This window comes from Mobilicoccus massiliensis, from assembly GCF_000826525.2.
Classification (GTDB): Bacteria; Actinomycetota; Actinomycetes; order Actinomycetales; family Dermatophilaceae; genus Mobilicoccus; species Mobilicoccus massiliensis.
On the sequence record NZ_LN651330.1, the window covers coordinates 351,336 to 367,696 of the forward strand.

The 16,361-nt window shown below is 70.7% G+C and carries 13 protein-coding genes; 9 read left to right on the plus strand and 4 right to left on the minus strand.

Annotation, left to right across the window (positions count from 1 at the left end):
* Positions 1–42: 42 nt before the first annotated feature.
* A complete protein-coding gene (locus tag BN1197_RS11405) occupies positions 43–1,806 on the minus strand; it encodes a choline/carnitine O-acyltransferase (protein ID WP_040159544.1) in 1,764 nt (587 codons plus the stop codon).
* 226 nt (positions 1,807–2,032) lie between these two features.
* Here BN1197_RS11405 and BN1197_RS11410 point away from each other — a divergent pair, with 226 nt between their 5' ends.
* Complete coding sequence (locus tag BN1197_RS11410) at positions 2,033–2,395, plus strand: hypothetical protein (protein ID WP_040159546.1); 363 nt, start codon at positions 2,033–2,035, stop codon at positions 2,393–2,395.
* Between the two features lie 35 nt (positions 2,396–2,430).
* On the opposite strand, the gene BN1197_RS11415 is transcribed toward BN1197_RS11410, so the two are convergent.
* Positions 2,431–4,122 carry a DNA repair helicase XPB gene (locus BN1197_RS11415; RefSeq protein ID WP_040159547.1) on the minus strand — a complete coding sequence of 564 codons (1,692 nt, stop codon included), beginning with the start codon at positions 4,120–4,122 and terminating at the stop codon, positions 2,431–2,433.
* Between the two features lie 151 nt (positions 4,123–4,273).
* On the opposite strand from BN1197_RS11415, the gene BN1197_RS11420 reads away from it, so the two are divergent.
* The 4 genes from BN1197_RS11420 to BN1197_RS11435 all read left to right on the plus strand — a co-directional run bounded on the left by BN1197_RS11420 (position 4,274) and on the right by BN1197_RS11435 (position 8,752).
* Positions 4,274–5,209 (plus strand): hydroxymethylglutaryl-CoA lyase, encoded by a 936-nt coding sequence (locus BN1197_RS11420; RefSeq protein ID WP_040159549.1) that lies wholly within the window; start codon positions 4,274–4,276, stop codon positions 5,207–5,209.
* Positions 5,206–5,736 (plus strand): GNAT family N-acetyltransferase, encoded by a 531-nt coding sequence (locus BN1197_RS11425; RefSeq protein ID WP_245851903.1) that lies wholly within the window; start codon positions 5,206–5,208, stop codon positions 5,734–5,736. The genes BN1197_RS11420 and BN1197_RS11425 overlap by 4 nt, the downstream gene beginning before the upstream one ends.
* A gap of 194 nt (positions 5,737–5,930) precedes the next feature.
* A complete protein-coding gene (locus BN1197_RS11430) occupies positions 5,931–6,560 on the plus strand; it encodes an HAD-IA family hydrolase (protein WP_082043824.1) in 630 nt (209 codons plus the stop codon).
* 149 nt (positions 6,561–6,709) lie between these two features.
* Positions 6,710–8,752 (plus strand): M13 family metallopeptidase, encoded by a 2,043-nt coding sequence (locus BN1197_RS11435; RefSeq protein WP_040159552.1) that lies wholly within the window; start codon positions 6,710–6,712, stop codon positions 8,750–8,752.
* 267 nt (positions 8,753–9,019) lie between these two features.
* Here the strand turns inward: BN1197_RS11435 and BN1197_RS11440 are convergent, their stop codons facing one another.
* A complete protein-coding gene (locus BN1197_RS11440; protein WP_052466560.1) occupies positions 9,020–11,272 on the minus strand; it encodes a helicase-associated domain-containing protein in 2,253 nt (750 codons plus the stop codon).
* 250 nt (positions 11,273–11,522) lie between these two features.
* Between BN1197_RS11440 and BN1197_RS11445 the strand changes: the two genes are divergently transcribed.
* From BN1197_RS11445 to BN1197_RS11455, 3 genes are all read left to right on the plus strand, one after another.
* Positions 11,523–13,154, plus strand: coding sequence for an AMP-binding protein (locus BN1197_RS11445; RefSeq protein ID WP_040159554.1), 1,632 nt, complete (start codon positions 11,523–11,525; stop codon positions 13,152–13,154).
* Between the two features lie 130 nt (positions 13,155–13,284).
* On the plus strand, positions 13,285–13,683 hold the full coding sequence (locus BN1197_RS11450) for a cold-shock protein (protein WP_040159556.1): 399 nt from the start codon (positions 13,285–13,287) through the stop codon (positions 13,681–13,683).
* Position 13,684: 1 nt separating this feature from the next.
* Positions 13,685–14,422, plus strand: a complete 738-nt coding sequence (locus BN1197_RS11455) for a DUF3027 domain-containing protein (RefSeq protein WP_040159558.1) — start codon at positions 13,685–13,687, stop codon at positions 14,420–14,422.
* A 48-nt stretch (positions 14,423–14,470) separates the two neighbouring features.
* On the opposite strand, the gene BN1197_RS11460 is transcribed toward BN1197_RS11455, so the two are convergent.
* Positions 14,471–14,725: a DUF2530 domain-containing protein gene (locus BN1197_RS11460; protein WP_082043825.1), complete on the minus strand. Its 255-nt coding sequence runs from the start codon at positions 14,723–14,725 to the stop codon at positions 14,471–14,473.
* Positions 14,726–14,848: 123 nt separating this feature from the next.
* Between BN1197_RS11460 and BN1197_RS11465 the strand changes: the two genes are divergently transcribed.
* Complete coding sequence (locus tag BN1197_RS11465; RefSeq protein WP_040159561.1) at positions 14,849–16,324, plus strand: NCS2 family permease; 1,476 nt, start codon at positions 14,849–14,851, stop codon at positions 16,322–16,324.
* The last annotated feature ends 37 nt before the right edge of the window (positions 16,325–16,361 follow it).

The following is a 16,361-nucleotide window of genomic DNA, read 5'->3' on the forward strand; positions in this document are numbered from 1 at the left end:
CCGGCCTTCACGACGGGCTCCGACGACGGCGGCGAGGGGCCGTCAGCTCGCGTCGGCCACGAGTGCGGCGAGTCGGGAGGCGCCCTCGCCGATCGCTCGTGCGAAGTCCTCGATGTCCCCCTCCCGCGCGGCCCCGTGATTGAGGACGAACTCGAACTCCGCGCCGTTCTCGCGGCGGCTGTAACCGATGCCGATGCCGCCTTCGGATGTCGGGGCGAAGGCGTACCGGGCGATCTGCCCGTCGGCCCCCAGCGAGGTCGTCGAGAGGAAGTCGGTGGTGAGGCGCCGGTAGCCCGTGTCCTCGAAGAGCTCTGGCGACGCGCCCAGCTCGGCCGACTCGATCCGCAGGCCGAGCAGGTGCCGGTCGATGCCGTCGCCCTTCTTGCACTCGACGATGCGGCGTTTGTGCGCGGCGAGCGCGTCGTGGAGGTGGGCCGGGGTGGCGTCGCCGTCGATGAGGGCTCGTGCGAGCGCGACGGCCTGCGGGGTGACCGGTCGCATCGTCTCGGTGCGTCCCGCCTGGTACTCGCGCATGTCGACGGACTCGTACGTGCTGCGCACCCGGCCGTACGCGCGCAGCTGGGCGTAGAGGATGACGAACTGCTGCATCGCGTCGGTGGACAGTCGCAGGGTGTCGGACGTGATCGCCGGAACGCGGACGACACGCACGCGACATCGTTCGGCGGCCGCGACGTACTCCGCGACATCCGCGGCGATGCGCTCGCGGACGTCGTCGGTGAGACGCCACGTGAGGCGTTCGGGTGCGACGGAGCTCGGGCCGCCGTCTGCCGGCCGGGAGGTGTCGCCTGATGAGTCGTCGCCTGATGAGTCCTCCGGGAGATCGTCGAGGCCCTGGGCCATCGCGATGACGCTCTGCAGGGTGCCGCCGTCGGCGACGGTGTGCTCGATGTGCATGCCGACGAAGTCGTCGACGAGACACGGTACGTACGTGACGGGTTTGTACGGCCACGTCAGGCCGTACGCGAAGGCCGTGTCCCGGAGGTGGTCCTCAGGGGCCTCGGACTCGTCGACGAGCGCGAGCACGAACAACGCGTGGACGAGCCGGTCGTACACCTCCGCGTTGTGGGGGTCGGTGAGGATCTCGGCCTCGTACGCCGCCGCGCGATCGCTGCCGAGGTAGGACCAGGCGGAGAACGGCAGTCTCGATGCCTGGGCGTCGGCCGGCGCATCATCGGTGTCGGTGAGGACCGCCTCGAGTGCGTCCCGCAGCGTCGCGAGTGGAACCGCCCGCCCGGTGTCGTCGCTGATCGGGACGGCGTAGGCGCGTCCGGCGTGCATGACGAGGATCTCCCGCCGGGCCGGATCGGCACTGCCGGCGACGATCTCGTCCTGACCGGCGCGGGGCCGACGGATTCCCCCGGCCAGGTAGCTCCACTGCTGCATGCAGAGCGACTCGCCGCGTGGGGAGACGAGCGGCTCGATCTCTCCGCGGAGGTGGTCGAGGTGGACGCGCGCGAGCCGGTGGGCGAGACCCGCGGCGCGCTCGACACCGGAATCCCGCTCGGGCCAGGTGAGTTCGAACCCGACGTTGCTCGTCAGCGTGAGGGGGGTGCGGCCCCCGAGGTAGGCGGCGAACCACAGCTCGGTGAGCCAGCTCGCGCCGGTCTCGTTCTGCTCCGCGGCCTGCCGCTCGAGCACCTCCTGAGCGGCCGGGCCGTCGTGCTCGGCGAACCGCTCGACGACCTGAGCGGTGCGCGCCACCTCCTCCGCCGTGAGCAGCGGACGCACGTACTCCTCGAAGCGCGCCAGAGTCTGCGCCAACGGGGGGACGGGCAGGTACGTCATGGCGGTCCTTGCGTCGTGGTCATGGTCGCGTTGTGGTCATGGTCGTCGTCGCGTCGTGCTCATCCTCGCGTGTCTCATCCTCGCGTGCCGGAGACCCTGCGACCGGCGGAGCGCGCCGCTCGATCGGCCCGGCCTCGAAGCGGACGGACTGATCCGGCACGGGAGACCAGCACGGGGTGCATGCGCTCGCGTTGTGACCGGGCCGAGGTCGGGCCATGCTCGGGGCATGGTCGATTACACGCTGAACAAGGACGCCGTCCGTCACTGTCGCGAGCTCATCGACGCGGGCAAATACGAACTGGGGGGCTCCTGGTCCAAGGAGAACCCGAGCGCGAAACAGGGCGACGACTACATCGACAAGCACGGCTGGCACGACTACGGCCTCTGGCATCTCGGCCTCGTCGACGGCGCGAACGACGAGACGAAGAAGCGGTACGGGTTCCCGTACGGGGACTTCGAGAAGGTGGATCGGGCCGGGCTGGCCGCGGCCGCCGAGCGCGCCGGCCAGAACGATCACGCGGAGATCGAACGCGCCGCTCACGAGTTGCTCGAGCATCTCCACGACGTCGCCGGTGACCGCGAGGACTGACCGGGCGCTGCCGAGGCGGTCTGCGCCGGCCCGTCTCAGCGCGGCGCGTGCAGGTCGTCGGCGTCGATGATGCGGTACGCGTACCCCTGCTCGGCGAGGAATCGCTGGCGGTGCGCGGCGAAGTCGGCGTCGACGGTGTCGCGCGTGACGATCGTGTAGAAGTGCGCGGCGCGGCCGTCGCCCTTGGGGCGCAGCACCCGGCCGAGGCGTTGGGCCTCCTCCTGGCGTGAGCCGAACGTGCCGCTCACCTGGATCGCGACGGACGCCTCGGGCAGGTCCACCGAGAAGTTCGCGACCTTGCTCACGACGAGGCGGTCGATCTCGCCCGTGCGGAACGCCTCGAAGAGCTGCGTGCGCTGTTTCACGGTGGTCTGTCCGGTGATGATCGGCGCGTCGAGGCGGGCCGCGATCGCCTCGAGCTGGTCGAGGTACTGGCCGATGACGATGGTCGGCTCGCCGGGGTGACGCGTGAGGAGGCTCTCGGCGATGCGCTCCTTGGCCGGGGTGCACGACGCGAGCCGGTAGCGGTCCTCGGGGTCGGCGGTCGCGTAGGCCATCCGCTCGCCCTCGGTGAGGGCGACGCGCACCTCGACGCAGTCGGCGGGAGCGATGTAGCCCTGGGCCTCGATCTCCTTCCACGGCGCGTCGAAACGCTTGGGGCCGATGAGGGAGAACACGTCCTGCTCACGGCCGTCCTCACGCACGAGGGTCGCGGTGAGCCCGAGCCGCCGCCGGGCCTGGAGGTCGGCCGTCATCCGGAAGATCGGCGCGGGCAGCAGGTGCACCTCGTCGTAGACGACGAGCCCCCAGTCGCGGGCGTCGAGCAGGTCGAGGTGGGGGTACGCGCCCTTCCGCCTCGTCGTCAGCACCTGGTAGGTCGCGATGGTGACCGGACGGATCTCCTTCTTGGCGCCGGAGTACTCGCCGATCTCGTTCTCGGTGAGGGTCGTTCGGCGCAGCAGTTCGTCCCGCCACTGCCGTGCCGAGACGGTGTTGGTCACGAGCACGAGGGTCGTCGCCTGGGCGCGTGCCATGGCGCCCGCGCCGACCAGCGTCTTGCCGGCCCCGCAGGGGAGGACGACGACGCCGGAGCCGCCGTGCCAGAACCCGTCGATCGCCTGCTCCTGGTAGGGGCGCAGGGCCCAGTCGTCGGTGCGCAGGTCGATCGGGTGGGCCTCGCCGTCGACGTGTCCCGCGCGGTCCTCGGCCGGCCAGCCGAGCTTGAGCAGCTCCTGCTTGAGCCGGCCGCGTTCGCTCGGGTGGACGACGACGGTGAGATCGTCGAGACGATCCCCGACGAGGGGTCGGATCCGCTTGTGCTTGAGCACCTCTTCGAGCACCGGCCGGTCGGTCGTGCGCAGGACGAGCCGGCCGGCGGCGGCGCCGGCGAGGCGGGTGCCGAGCCCACTCTCGTCGGGCGCGGCGTTCTCCTGCTCGAGCGTGAGACGCCCGTAGCGGTCCATGGTGTCGGCGACGTCGACGAGCAGCGAATGCGGCACCGGATACCGGCTGTGGGTGACGAGGGCGTCGACCACCTGCTCGGCGTCGAACCCGGCGGCCCGCGCGTTCCACAGGCCCAGCGACGTCACCCGGTAGGTGTGCACGTGCTCAGGAGCGCGTTCCAACTCGGCGAACGGCGCGATGGCCCGCCGCGCGGCGGTGGCGTCGTCGTGATCCACCTCGAGCAGCAGCGTCTTGTCGCTCTGGACGATGAGGGCTCCGGGCACGAGAGGTCACAACGCCCGGCGATCGGGCGTTGTTCCGCGAGGCGGTCGTTCGGCGGCCGACGACATTCGTCCTCGCACCACGAGAAGGGTTGTCCGTGGGGTGCGACATGATGTCGAGGAGTCGATGAGTCGAGGCACGAGGAGGAGCACGATGCGCACACCACAGGTCGACCGCGGCACCGGGTTGCCCGAGCGGGTGAGGATCTACGAGGTGGGGGTCCGTGACGGGCTGCAGAACGAGAAGAACCTCGTGCCCGTCGAGGTCAAGGCGGAGTTCGTGCGCCGGCTCGAGCAGGCGGGCATCGAGGTCATCGAGACCACGTCGTTCGTGTCTCCCAAGTGGGTGCCCCAGCTCGCCGACGCGGGCGACCTCCTCGACCGCCTCGGGGAATCCGGGCGTTCGCCGCACCGGCCCGTGCTCGTGCCCAACATGAAGGGGCTCGAGCGCGCGCTCGAACGCGGCGTCACGTCGATCGCGATCTTCGGCAGCGCCACCGAGACGTTCGCGCAGAAGAACCTCAACTCGACCCTCGAATCGCAGTTCGACATGTTCGCGCCGGTCGTCGAGAAGGCCAAGGCCGAAGGGCTGTGGGTGCGCTGCTACGTCTCGATGTGCTTCGGCGACCCGTGGGAGGGTGATGTCGCTCCGTCGCAGGTCGTCGAGGTGGCCAAGCGGCTCATGGATCTGGGCTGCGACGAGTTGTCGATCGGCGACACGATCGGCGTGGCCACCCCCGGTCAGGTCGAAGAGGTCATCGACGGGCTCGTCGAGGCGGGCATCGATCTCGACCGCATCGCCGTGCACTTCCACGACACCTACGGGCAGGCGCTCTCCAACACCCTCACCGCGCTCCGCAAGGGCGTGACCATCGTCGACTCCTCCGCCGGCGGCCTCGGCGGCTGCCCCTACGCCAAGAGCGCCACCGGCAACCTCGCCACCGAGGACCTGCTGTGGATGCTCCACGGCCTCGGCATCGAGACCGGCATCGACCTGCCCGCGATGGTCGAGACGAGCATGTGGATGTCGGAGCAGCTCGGTCGCCCCTCGGCCTCCTCGGTCGTGCGGGCCCTCGGCACCGCCTCGTGAGCGCGCCCGACCAGCCCGGTCTCGATGCTCGCGCCGGTGCATCCGAGCGCGCCGGTTCGGGGGCGCCACACACCCCCGAGGCGGCCGAGGTCATCGTGCGGGAGGCACGGATCGAAGATCTCGAGGCGCTCGTCGACCTGCTCGCCGAGGGCTCGGGTGGCCGGGAGGGCGGAGATCTCGCTCCCTACGCGGCCGCGTTCGCCAAGGTCACGGCCGACCGCGGGCAGGTGCAGGCCGTCGCCGAGCTCGGTGGCCAGGTCGTCGGCATGCTGCAGCTCTCGATCGTGCCCGGCCTCGCCGGTCGCGGTCTCGTCCGCGCGCAGATCGAGGGCGTTCACACGCTCTCCAGCCTTCGCGGCCGCGGGATCGGAGACGAGCTGTTCGCCTGGGCCGTCGCCGAGGCGGGCCGCCGCGGGGCCGCCGTCGTCCACGTCGCTGCGGGGCGCGACCGCGTCAACGAACACCGCTACTACGCCCACCTCGGCTTCGACCACACGCACCTGGGGTTCACCAAGAACCTGCGGTGATCGGAGTCGGTCGTCGCGCACTCGACGTCGCGTCATCGGCACACCGAGCCCCCCGTCCGTAGTCGGACAGGAGCTTTCACCGCGCGGGATCAGACTCGCGCGGGATCGGACTTCTGGTCACGAGGTACGGGCCTTCATGGTGGCCAGAGGCGAGGCGGGGGAGTTCGCTCTCGCACCGTCCCTAGGCTGAAGCCATGACCGACTCGATCCTCGCCGGTGTCCGTGGCCTGCTCGTCGACATGGACGGCACGCTCGTCGACTCGCACGCGGCGGTGGAGCGGGTCTGGCGCGACTGGGCGCGCCGCTACGACGTCGACGAGGAGGCGCTCATCGCCGTCTGTCACGGCGCCACCGGGGACGAGACGATGCGCAGGTTCCGGCCCGACCTCGACGAGGAGACCATCGCGGCAGAGAACGCCGCCCACCTCGAACGCGAGAGCCGCGACGTCGAGGGCGTCGTCGCCGCCGCGGGGGCACGGGAGTTCGTCGACACCCTCGCGCGCCTGGAGCTGCCCTGGCTGGTCGTCACGAACGCCGACACCACCCTCGCTCGAGCCCGGCTCGGTGCGGCGGGCATCACCCCGCCCGACCTCGTCGCGGTCGAGGACGTGTCTGCGGGCAAGCCGGACCCCGCCGGGTATCTCCTGGGAGCACAGCGGTTGGGTCTGCCGACCGCGAAGTGTCTCGTCGTGGAGGACAGCGCTGCGGGGCTCGCGGCCGGCCGTGCTGCGGGTGCCCCGGTCGCGATGCTGCGCACGGACGCCGGCGACCTGCAGGTGGCCGATCTCGGAGAGCTCGCCGCCCGACTCGCCGCCGTGAGGTGACCGCGGTCTCATGCTCTCGTGGGCTCGCACGCTCGAACAGGCGGTTCCGTCGTCCTGGAGGAGCCAGGACTGTGGTGGAAGCGCCTGTTCGAGCGTGTCGGTGGGGGCCGATACGGTGACGAACAAGATCAGCCGATGAGGAGAACGACATGAGCGAGCACGCCCCCGGTCTGCGATCGGGCCTCGACCTCAGCGCGATAGACGCGGCGGTGCGGCCGCAGGACGACCTGTTCGGCCACGTCAACGGCACGTGGCTCGCGCGCACCGCGATTCCGGCCGACAAGGGCCGTTACGGCGAGTTCGACATCCTCGCCGAGAAGGCCCGCGAGGACGTGCGTGCCCTGCTCGACGAAGTCGGGCAGGAGGCCGGCGAAGCGTCCGCCGAGGCGTCGGATGCCGGTGCGAACGCCGGTGTGGGTGCTGGTGCGGTGCGGGCCAAGGTCGGGGCGCTGTACCGCTCGTTCCTCGACGAGGCGCGCGCCGAACGGCTGGGCACCTCTCCCATCGCCGACGATCTCGCCGCGATCGACGCGGCGGGTGACCTCACCGAACTCTGGCGTCAGATGGGCCGGTTGCAGCGCGAGGGCGTGGGTGGTGCCGTGGCGGTCTTCGTCGACACCGACGCTCGGGATTCGCAGAGCTACATCGCCCACCTCGAACAGGCGGGCATCGGGCTGCCCGACGAGTCGTACTACCGCGACGACAAGTACAGCGACCTGCGTGCCGCGTACGGCGAGCATCTGAACAGGATGAGCGGGTTGCTCGCCGAGCCCGACGCCGACGTGGCGTACACGGGGTTCGATGCGCCGGCCGCTCTCGGTCTCGAGACGACCCTCGCGGCGGGGCACTGGGATCGCGTGCGGTCTCGAGACGCCGTGGCGACGTACACCAAGATGTCGATCGAGGAGCTCGAGCAGCACGCGCCCGGCGTGCCGTGGCGGGTGTGGTTCGAGGCGCTGGGCGCTCCGATGGAGCAGCTCACGCACGTCGTGGTCCGACAGCCGAGCTACCTCGAGGCGTTGTCGGCGGCGTGCGTCGAACTGCCGTTGGATCAGTGGAAGGCCTGGCTCGGGCGCCGTCTGCTCGGCTCGATCGCGCCGTTCCTCTCGCCGGCCGTGAGCGACGAGAACTTCGACTTCTACGGCCGCACCCTCTCGGGCACGCCGCAGCAGCGGGAGCGGTGGAAGCGCGGCGTCGACCTCGTCAACACCCTCATGGGTGAGGCGGTCGGCCGGCTCTACGTCGAGCGACACTTCCCTCCGCGGGCCAAGGAGCGCATGGTCGAACTGGTCGACAACCTCATCGAGGCCTACCGCATCGACATCTCCGACCTGTCGTGGATGAGCGAGCAGACCAAGGCCAAGGCGCTCGAGAAGCTCGCGACCTTCGTGCCCAAGATCGGCTACCCCGACGAGTGGCGCGACTACTCCGGGCTCGAGGTCGACCCGGCCGACCTCGTCGGCAACGTGCGCCGCGCGCACGCGTTCGAGACCGACCGCGACTGGCGCAAGCTCGGTTCGCCGGTCGACCGCGGGGAGTGGTTCATGCCTCCGCAGACCGTCAACGCCTACTACAACCCCGGCATGAACGAGATCGTGTTCCCCGCGGCGATCCTGCAGCCGCCGTTCTTCGACGCCGACGCCGACGACGCCGTCAACTACGGCGCGATCGGCTCGGTGATCGGGCACGAGATCGGTCACGGCTTCGACGACCAGGGCTCGAAGTACGACGGGCTCGGCAACCTCGACGACTGGTGGACCGAGCAGGACCGGGAGGCGTTCGACGAGCTCACCACGGCCCTCATCGCCCAGTACGACGCCCTCGAACCACGCGATCTGCCGGGCGAGCACGTCAACGGGGCGCTCACGGTCGGCGAGAACATCGGCGACCTCGGCGGTGTCACGATCGCCCACCTCGCCTACCGCCTGAGCCTGGGCGAGGGCGGCCTCGACTCGGCCCCGGTCATCGACGGTCTCACCGGCGATCAGCGGCTCTTCGCCGGCTGGGCGCAGATCTGGCGACTCAAGGCCCGCACCGAGGAGGCCCGCCGACTGCTCGCCATCGACCCGCACTCACCGGGGGAGTTCCGCGCGAACATCGTGCGCAACCTGAGCGAGTTCGTCGACGCCTACGACGTGCAGCCCGGTGACGGCATGTGGCTCGAGCCGTCGCAGCGCGTGCGCATCTGGTGACGTGAACAGGTCGCCGGCCCCGCCCGCGGGCTCCTGACAGTTCCCGCTCAGACAGGCGTTTCCACCTGGTTCACGCCGGTGGAAACGCCTGTCTGAGCGAGTCGGGGACCGGCTCGAACACCGTCGCGGCCGTCTCAGAGATGCCACCGACTGCCGCCTCGTGACCCGATCCCGGAGAGGCCTTGGCCCAGCCGCCGCGTCATCCGCCGCCCCAAGTCAGGGGTGGCGGGGTTGTGCATCGGAGGACCCGTCTCGTCAGGGATCGGTTCAGGCCGGTGATGCGCCCGTGATTCGCGAGATCGACCACGCCTGGAGACGTCCGGTCACGAGGTCGACGCCGTGTACGAGCCCGCCGATGACCCGGGTCGGGCGCACGTGCCGCCGCTCGATGCCGCCGTCGGCGGCGACCACGCCGACCCGGACGTCGTTTCCCTCGGAGGCCGCCTGACGCAGCACGGCCAGGGTCACGGCCGGATCCGTCACCGGGGCCTCGCCGGGAGCGACGGCGGCCGCACGCCGAGACTCCGCGGCTCGGAGTCCGGCCACGACCGCGTCGAGGTCCGGGGCCGCCGGCGGGGTCCGGCGCAGCCGCCGAGGCATCGGAGATCGAGCCGGTGCGGTGGCGGTCGGGGCAACCGTGCCGTCCGCGCCCTCGACGAGCGCATGCACGCCCACCCGGCGCAGCAGATCGAGCAACCGGGTGGGTGAGAGCGGCGAGACGAGCACGGTCGGGGCGAGCCGGCGCAGTCCCGCGCTCGCCACCTCGGGCCGCACCAGCAGCGTGTCGAGTGCGCCGACGTCATCGCTGCGGACGTAGGAGGTCGCGGCGCCGATCCGTGCGTTTCCATGCCCCCGAGCCGCATCGGTCACGAGGTACTCCAGGGGCTGCGGAACGCCCGTCAGGCTGAGCTGGTCCAGCTCGCCGAGGACGTCGTCGGGGTTCCACCCCGCGTCGAACAGGCGCTGCACGCTCTCGCGCGAGAATCGGAACGTGCTTGCACCGCCACGCGATTCGACGTCGGCGGCCAGGCGCAGGAACGCGCCCGTGCGCGAATCCGGACGCCCGGGCACGACGGCAGTGAGGTCGGCCTGGAGCATGATCCGGTCCACGGGCTCGGGGATCACCACCTGCTCGGCGACCGATCCGGCGTCGGCATCGGGCGCGAGCAGTGCGCGGCCCGCGCTCGAGAGGGCACCGGCCGAGGTGACTCCGAGCCACTCGGCCTCGGCCAGCGTGGCCCGCGCGGTCTCCTCGAGGAACGCGGCGTCGACCCGAGGCAGTTGCCAGCGCAGCCGGCCGACGACGTCGTCGGCGAGGAGGGAGGTACCGGCCGGGACGTCGGCGAGAACCCGCAGTGTGCGCCGCCGCACCGGAGCCACCGGAGACCCCACCACGTCGCTCAACGCGTTGACCGTCGCGCCCTCCCTGCGACTGCCGATGCGGCACGACGCCCGGTTCATCCGCAGCCAGGCCAGACCGAGCTCGGCCCATCGTGTCGCGTCGTCCTGCTCCAGCCAGGAGTCGTAGGCCGACGTCGGCGTCCAGCCGGGCTCGAGTGACGTCTGCTCCGCGATGAGCCCGGCGGCCCCGAGCGTCTCGATCAACGTCCCCGCCTCGTGGGTGTCCAGGCCGGTGAGCTCGCACGTCGAGGCGAGGTCGCGCACGGCCAGCCCACCCGAGCGCAGCACTCGCGGCGGGTCGGCACCCCACGCGGCCGCGATCTCCTCGACGAGGGAGAGCACCTCCCCGGCCTGCGCGCCCGCCCCCGCGTCGACCCGAACCAGGTCGTGCACCCCTGGCTCGGTGGCCGGTGGTTCCAGGGAGAAGTGACGATGCAGTCGGCCGCCGCGCAACGCGAGCGCGACGGGCCGGGGCAGCGTGACCGTGCCGGTCGCGGAGTCCTCCTCGCGGAGCAGCCCCCGATCGACGAGCCAGGCGACCGCCGGGCCCACCGGCCCGTCCGGATCGAGCGTTCCCGAGGGCGGGCCCCAGGTCAGCCGCGTCAGGACCTCCCGCGCGCCGGGCGGCGCCCCCGTCGTCACTCGCGTGAGTGCGTCGTCGTCCTGGTCGGGTGCTCGCACGTCACGGTCACGAGGATGCGGCGGCGCGAGGCCCGCCACCGGTTCGAGCGCGTCGCGGACGGTTCCGGGCACCCGGTAGCCGTCGCCGGCCCGCCACACGAGAGCGAGGTCGTGAACGTCGGTGAGCAGCGCCTCGGCCTCGGTCTCGGTGCACCCGAGCGAGGCCCCGACCTGCGCCCCCGTTGCCGGGCCGCCCGCGACGACCACAGCCTCGAGCGCGCTCAGGCGCGCCGTGTCGAGCACGTCGAGCGCCCGGCGCACGCTCGCGGGCGTGGTCGCGCGCGCGGCCAGTGTCGCGAGATCGGTCGGCGCGGGCGTGGCGAGATCAGGTCGGGCACCGAGGAGTTCGACGAGTTGGGTGTCGGAGCGCGAGCGCAGGTCGTCGGTGAGACTTCGCGGCGGATGTGCCTCGCCGGTGGTCGTCGCGTCTCCGGTCACCTGCTCACGGTACGGGAGCCGCGAGCGGCCGGCCCCGCGCTGAGACAGCCGGCGCTTCCGACCCTCATCCCCGGGGAGCGAAGACCCCGTGTCAGGAGACGCCGGCTGTCTCGGCGTCGCCGGTGGGCTACCGCTCGGCGCCGACGGGTACCGCTCGCCGGTCGTCGTGGCCGGATCGTTGAGCCGGGAGCGATTCGGGGTGAGGATGGGCCGCAGAGTCCGCACACCGACGTGTTCCCGGAGGTCGCACATGTCCGACGCCCACCTGTCCTACGCCCAGGGTGCTTCCGATACCCCGTTGTTGGAGGAGACGATCGGCGTCAACCTCGAGCGCACGGTCGCGGCCTTCGGCGAGCGCGAGGCGCTGGTCGACGTGCCGAGCGGGCGCCGTTGGACGTACGCCGAGTTCGACGCCGAGGTCAACCGTCTGGCCAAAGGCCTCATGGCGATCGGCCTCGAGGTCGGCGACCGGGTGGGCATCTGGTCGCCCAACTGCCCGGAATGGACCCTCATGCAGTACGCGACGGCCAAGGCGGGCATCGTCCTCGTCAACGTCAACCCGGCCTACCGCAGCCATGAGCTCGACTACGTCGTCGAACAGTCCGGGATGCGGATGATCGTCAGCGCGATCCAGTACAAGAGCTCGCAGTACCGGCAGATGGTCGAGGCCGAGCTCACCAAGCGCCCCAGCCTCGAGCGCGCCGTCTACATCGACGACCCCACGTGGGAGGAGCTGCTCGCCGAGGGTGAGAAGGTCTCCGACACCGAACTCGCCGAGCGCCTCGCCGGGCTCTCGAACACCGACCCCATCAACATCCAGTACACCTCCGGCACCACGGGATTCCCCAAGGGCGCCACGCTCTCGCACCGCAACATCCTCAACAACGGGTTCTTCGTGGGCGAGATGATCCACTACACCGAGGCCGACCGGGTCTGCATCCCGGTGCCCTTCTACCACTGCTTCGGCATGGTGATGGGCAACCTCGCGTGCACGAGCCACGGCGCCTGCATGGTCATCCCCGCGCCGACGTTCACGCCCGCCGAGGCACTCACCGCCGTGTCGCAGGAGAAGTGCACCTCGCTCTACGGCGTGCCCACGATGTTCATCGCCGAGCTCGGCCTGGAGAACTTCGCCGACTACGACCTGTCGACGCTGCGCACCGGCATCATGGCGGGCTCGCCCTGCCCGGTGGAGGTGATGAAGCAGGTCATCGACCGCATGAACATGGCCGAGGTCGCGATCAACTACGGCATGACCGAGACGTCTCCGGTGTCGACCTCGACGCGCACCGACGACGACCTGCGCCGCCGCACCGAGACGGTCGGCCGGGTCATGCCGCACCTCGAGATCAAGATCGTCGACCCCATCACGGGCGAGACGGTGAAGCGGGGCGAGCCGGGCGAGTTCTGCACCCGCGGCTACTCGGTGATGAAGGGGTACTGGGACGAGCCGGCCAAGACCGCCGAGGCCATCGACGCCGACGGCTGGATGCACACCGGTGACCTCGCGACGATGGACGAGGACGGTTACTGCGCGATCGTCGGCCGCATCAAGGACATGGTGATCCGCGGCGGCGAGAACATCTACCCGCGCGAGATCGAGGAGTTCCTCTACGGCCACCCGGGCGTCGCCGACGTCTCGGTCGTCGGTGTTCCCGACGAGAAGTACGGCGAGGAGCTCATGGCCTGGATCATCACCCGGCCCGGGCACGGCCCCATCACGATCGAGGACGTCCAGGAGTTCTCGGCCGGCAAGCTGGCACACTACAAGGTGCCCCGGTACGTGCACTGCGTCGAGGCGTTCCCGATGACCGTCACCGGCAAGATCCGCAAGATCGACATGCGTGAGGAGGCCGTGCGCCTGCTGGGCCTGCAGCGGTGAGTCCGGTCGGTCGCGCCCGCAACCCCAAGGCGGGCGCGACCGGGCCGCGTTCTGCTCGGCACGCTAGCCTGGTACGTGCCTGCCTCCACACGATCGGTGGAACGCGCGGGCTCGACACGAGAGGTGAGCGGTGCCGACTGGCAAGGTCAAGTTCTACGACGCCGGCAAGGGGTTCGGCTTCGTCTCCGGTGACGACGGGGAGGACGTCTTCCTGCCTGCTGCCGCCCTGCCCGCGGGCACGACCACGTTGAAGCCGGGGACCCGTCTGGAGTACAGCATCGCCGCGGGTCGCCGCGGAGCGCAGGCGATGCACGTCCAGGTGCTCGAACGCACGCCCTCGGTCGCCGAGGCGCAGCACGCCAAGCACCGCATGCCCGCCGACCGCATGGCCGTCGTCGTCGAGGACCTCATCAAGCTGCTCGACAAGTCCTCCAACGATTTTCGCCGCGGCCGTTACCCCGACAAGCGCGAGGCCGAGAAGGTCGCCTCGGTGCTGCGCGCGGTCGCCGACCAGTTCGACGGGGCCTGACATGGTGATCAAGAAGGACACGACTCTCGCCGACGCGGTGGATCTCGCCCGCGAGGCCGCCGAGAGCATCGCCGAGCCGGGTGCGGTCGGCGACCACATCGGCATGACGATGGAGGGCGAGCGGCTCGCGACGCACTCGTTCGTCTGCACGACGCCCGCCTACCGTGGCTGGCGCTGGGCCGTCGTCGTCACCCGCATCCCGCGCAGCCGCAAGGTGACGATCTGCGAGACCAACCTCCTGCCGGGTGAGGACGCGCTTCTCGCCCCGGAGTGGGTGCCGTACGTGCAGCGTCTCCAGCCGGGCGACGTGGGGCCGGGCGACGTGCTGCCCTACCAGGACGACGACCCCAACCTCGAGCCCGGTTTCCAGGCGACGGGGGACGAGGACGTCGACGAGATGGCGCTGTGGGAGCTCGGCCTCGGCCGGGCCCGGGTGCTGTCGGCGGAGGGCCGCGAGGCGGCGGCGCAGCGGTGGTACGAGGGTCCGAACGGCCCCTTCTCCGAGGTTGCCGAGAAGTCTCGTGAGATGTGTCTGACCTGCGGATACTACGTGCCGCTGGCCGGCGCGCTGCGGTCGATGTTCGGGGTGTGCGCGAACGCGTGGTCGCCCTCCGACGGGTCGGTCGTCAGTCGCGATCACGGCTGCGGTGCGCACAGCGAGTCCGACGTCCGCCAGACCCCCCGAGCCGCCGCTCCCGACCCGTTGGTCGACGACCTGGCGGTCGAGGTCGTCGGCTGACCCCTTCGTCACGGGCCGGGTCGAGCCACGCGCTGTCGCGTCGGGGCCTCAGCGTGAGGGGTCGGCGCGTCTGGTGCGCGCCCACGCGAGGCCGGCGAGGCCGATGACGACGCCCATGACGCAGGTGCGTGCGACGACGGCCGACTCCGGGGTGTCGCCTCCGGTGCCGACCGTGAGGACGAGCGCCACGGCCCAGAGCAGTGTGCCCGCCAGCAGGATGCGCGTCGTCGACACCCGAACCGGCGCCGGCTCGGGTCGGAAGACGCGTCGCCCCTGCCGATCGCGGGGCTGCTCCCTGATCATCCCGCCAGCGTAACGAAGCGCCCGGCGCGAACCGAGCGGCGCAGGAGCCGATCTCGGAGGGTCACCGGCCCACCGCTTGGGTCGGAATCGGGCCTGTCGGCGTCTGCGAATATTCTGGGCGCCATGTCCAGCACCACGGAGTCGACCGCGACGTCGAGCGGTCTCGATCGGTACTTCAAGATCACCCAGCGCGGGTCCACCGTCGCGCGGGAGATCCGCGGCGGCTTCGCCACGTTCTTCACGATGGCGTACATCGTCGTCCTCAACCCCCTCATCATCGGTACCGTCACCGACGGCTCCGGGCAGTACCTCGGCGGCGGCGCCGAGCCCAACCTCGCGATGGTCGCGGCAGGCACCGCGTTCGTCGCAGGCGTCATGACGATCGTCATGGGCGTGTACGCCAACTACCCGCTCGCGCTCGCGGCCGGCCTCGGCCTCAACGCCTTCGTCGCGTTCGGCATCGCCAAGCTCCCGTCGATGACGTGGGCCGATGCGATGGGGCTCGTCGTCATGGAGGGCATCGTCATCCTCCTGCTCGTGCTCACCGGCTTCAGGCGGGCGGTGTTCCACGCGATCCCGGCGCAGCTCAAGACGGCGATCAGCGTGGGGATCGGCTTGTTCATCACCCTCATCGGGCTCTTCGACGCCGGTGTCGTGCGCAAGGCTCCGGCCACGCCCCTGGAACTCGGCGTCGGCGGCTTCCTCGCCGGGTGGCCCACGGTCGTGTTCATCATCGTGCTGCTGGCCATCGTCGTCATGATGGTGCGCGGCGTCTCCGGCTCGATCCTCTACGGCATCGTCGGCGGCACCCTGCTCGCGATCGCCCTGGAGGCAGGGTTGCACATCGGGCCGCAGATGGAGGCCGGCAAGGTCGTCAACCCCACGGGCTGGGGGCTCAACGTGCCCACGCTGCCCGGTCACCCCTTCGCCATGCCCGAGCTCGGCCTCCTCGGCCACTTCAACCTGCTGGGCTCGTTCACCAACATGGGCATCATCGCGGCGGTCCTGCTCATCTTCACGCTGATGCTCGCCGACTTCTTCGACACGATGGGCACGATGGTGGCCATCGGCGCCGAGGCCGGGCTGCTCGACGAGGACGGCAACCCGCCCCACAGCCAGCGCATCCTCGTCGTCGACTCCCTCGCCGCCGTCGCGGGCGGCATGGGCAGCGTGAGCAGCAACACCGCCTACATCGAGTCGGCCTCCGGCGTCGGTGAGGGCGCGCGCACCGGGCTCGCGAGCGTGGTCACCGGTGTGCTGTTCCTCGCGTCGATGTTCCTCTCCCCGCTCGTCGCGATCGTGCCCTACGAGGCGGCCACTCCGGCCCTGGTCGTCGTCGGGTTCCTCATGATGCAGCAGGTCACGGGCATCGACTGGCACGATCTCGACATCGCCATCCCGGCGTTCCTCACCATCGTCCTCATGCCGTTCACGTACTCGATCACCGCCGGTATCGGGGCCGGGTTCGTCACCTTCGTCGTCATCAAGATCGCGCGTGGGCGGGCCCGCGAGCTGCACCCGCTGCTGTGGCTGATCTCGGTGCTGTTCGTGCTCTACTTCGCCATCGACCCGATCAAGGACCTCCTCGGAGTCCACTGACCGCCGACCGACCCCTCGATGACAGGCTTGCACCCAT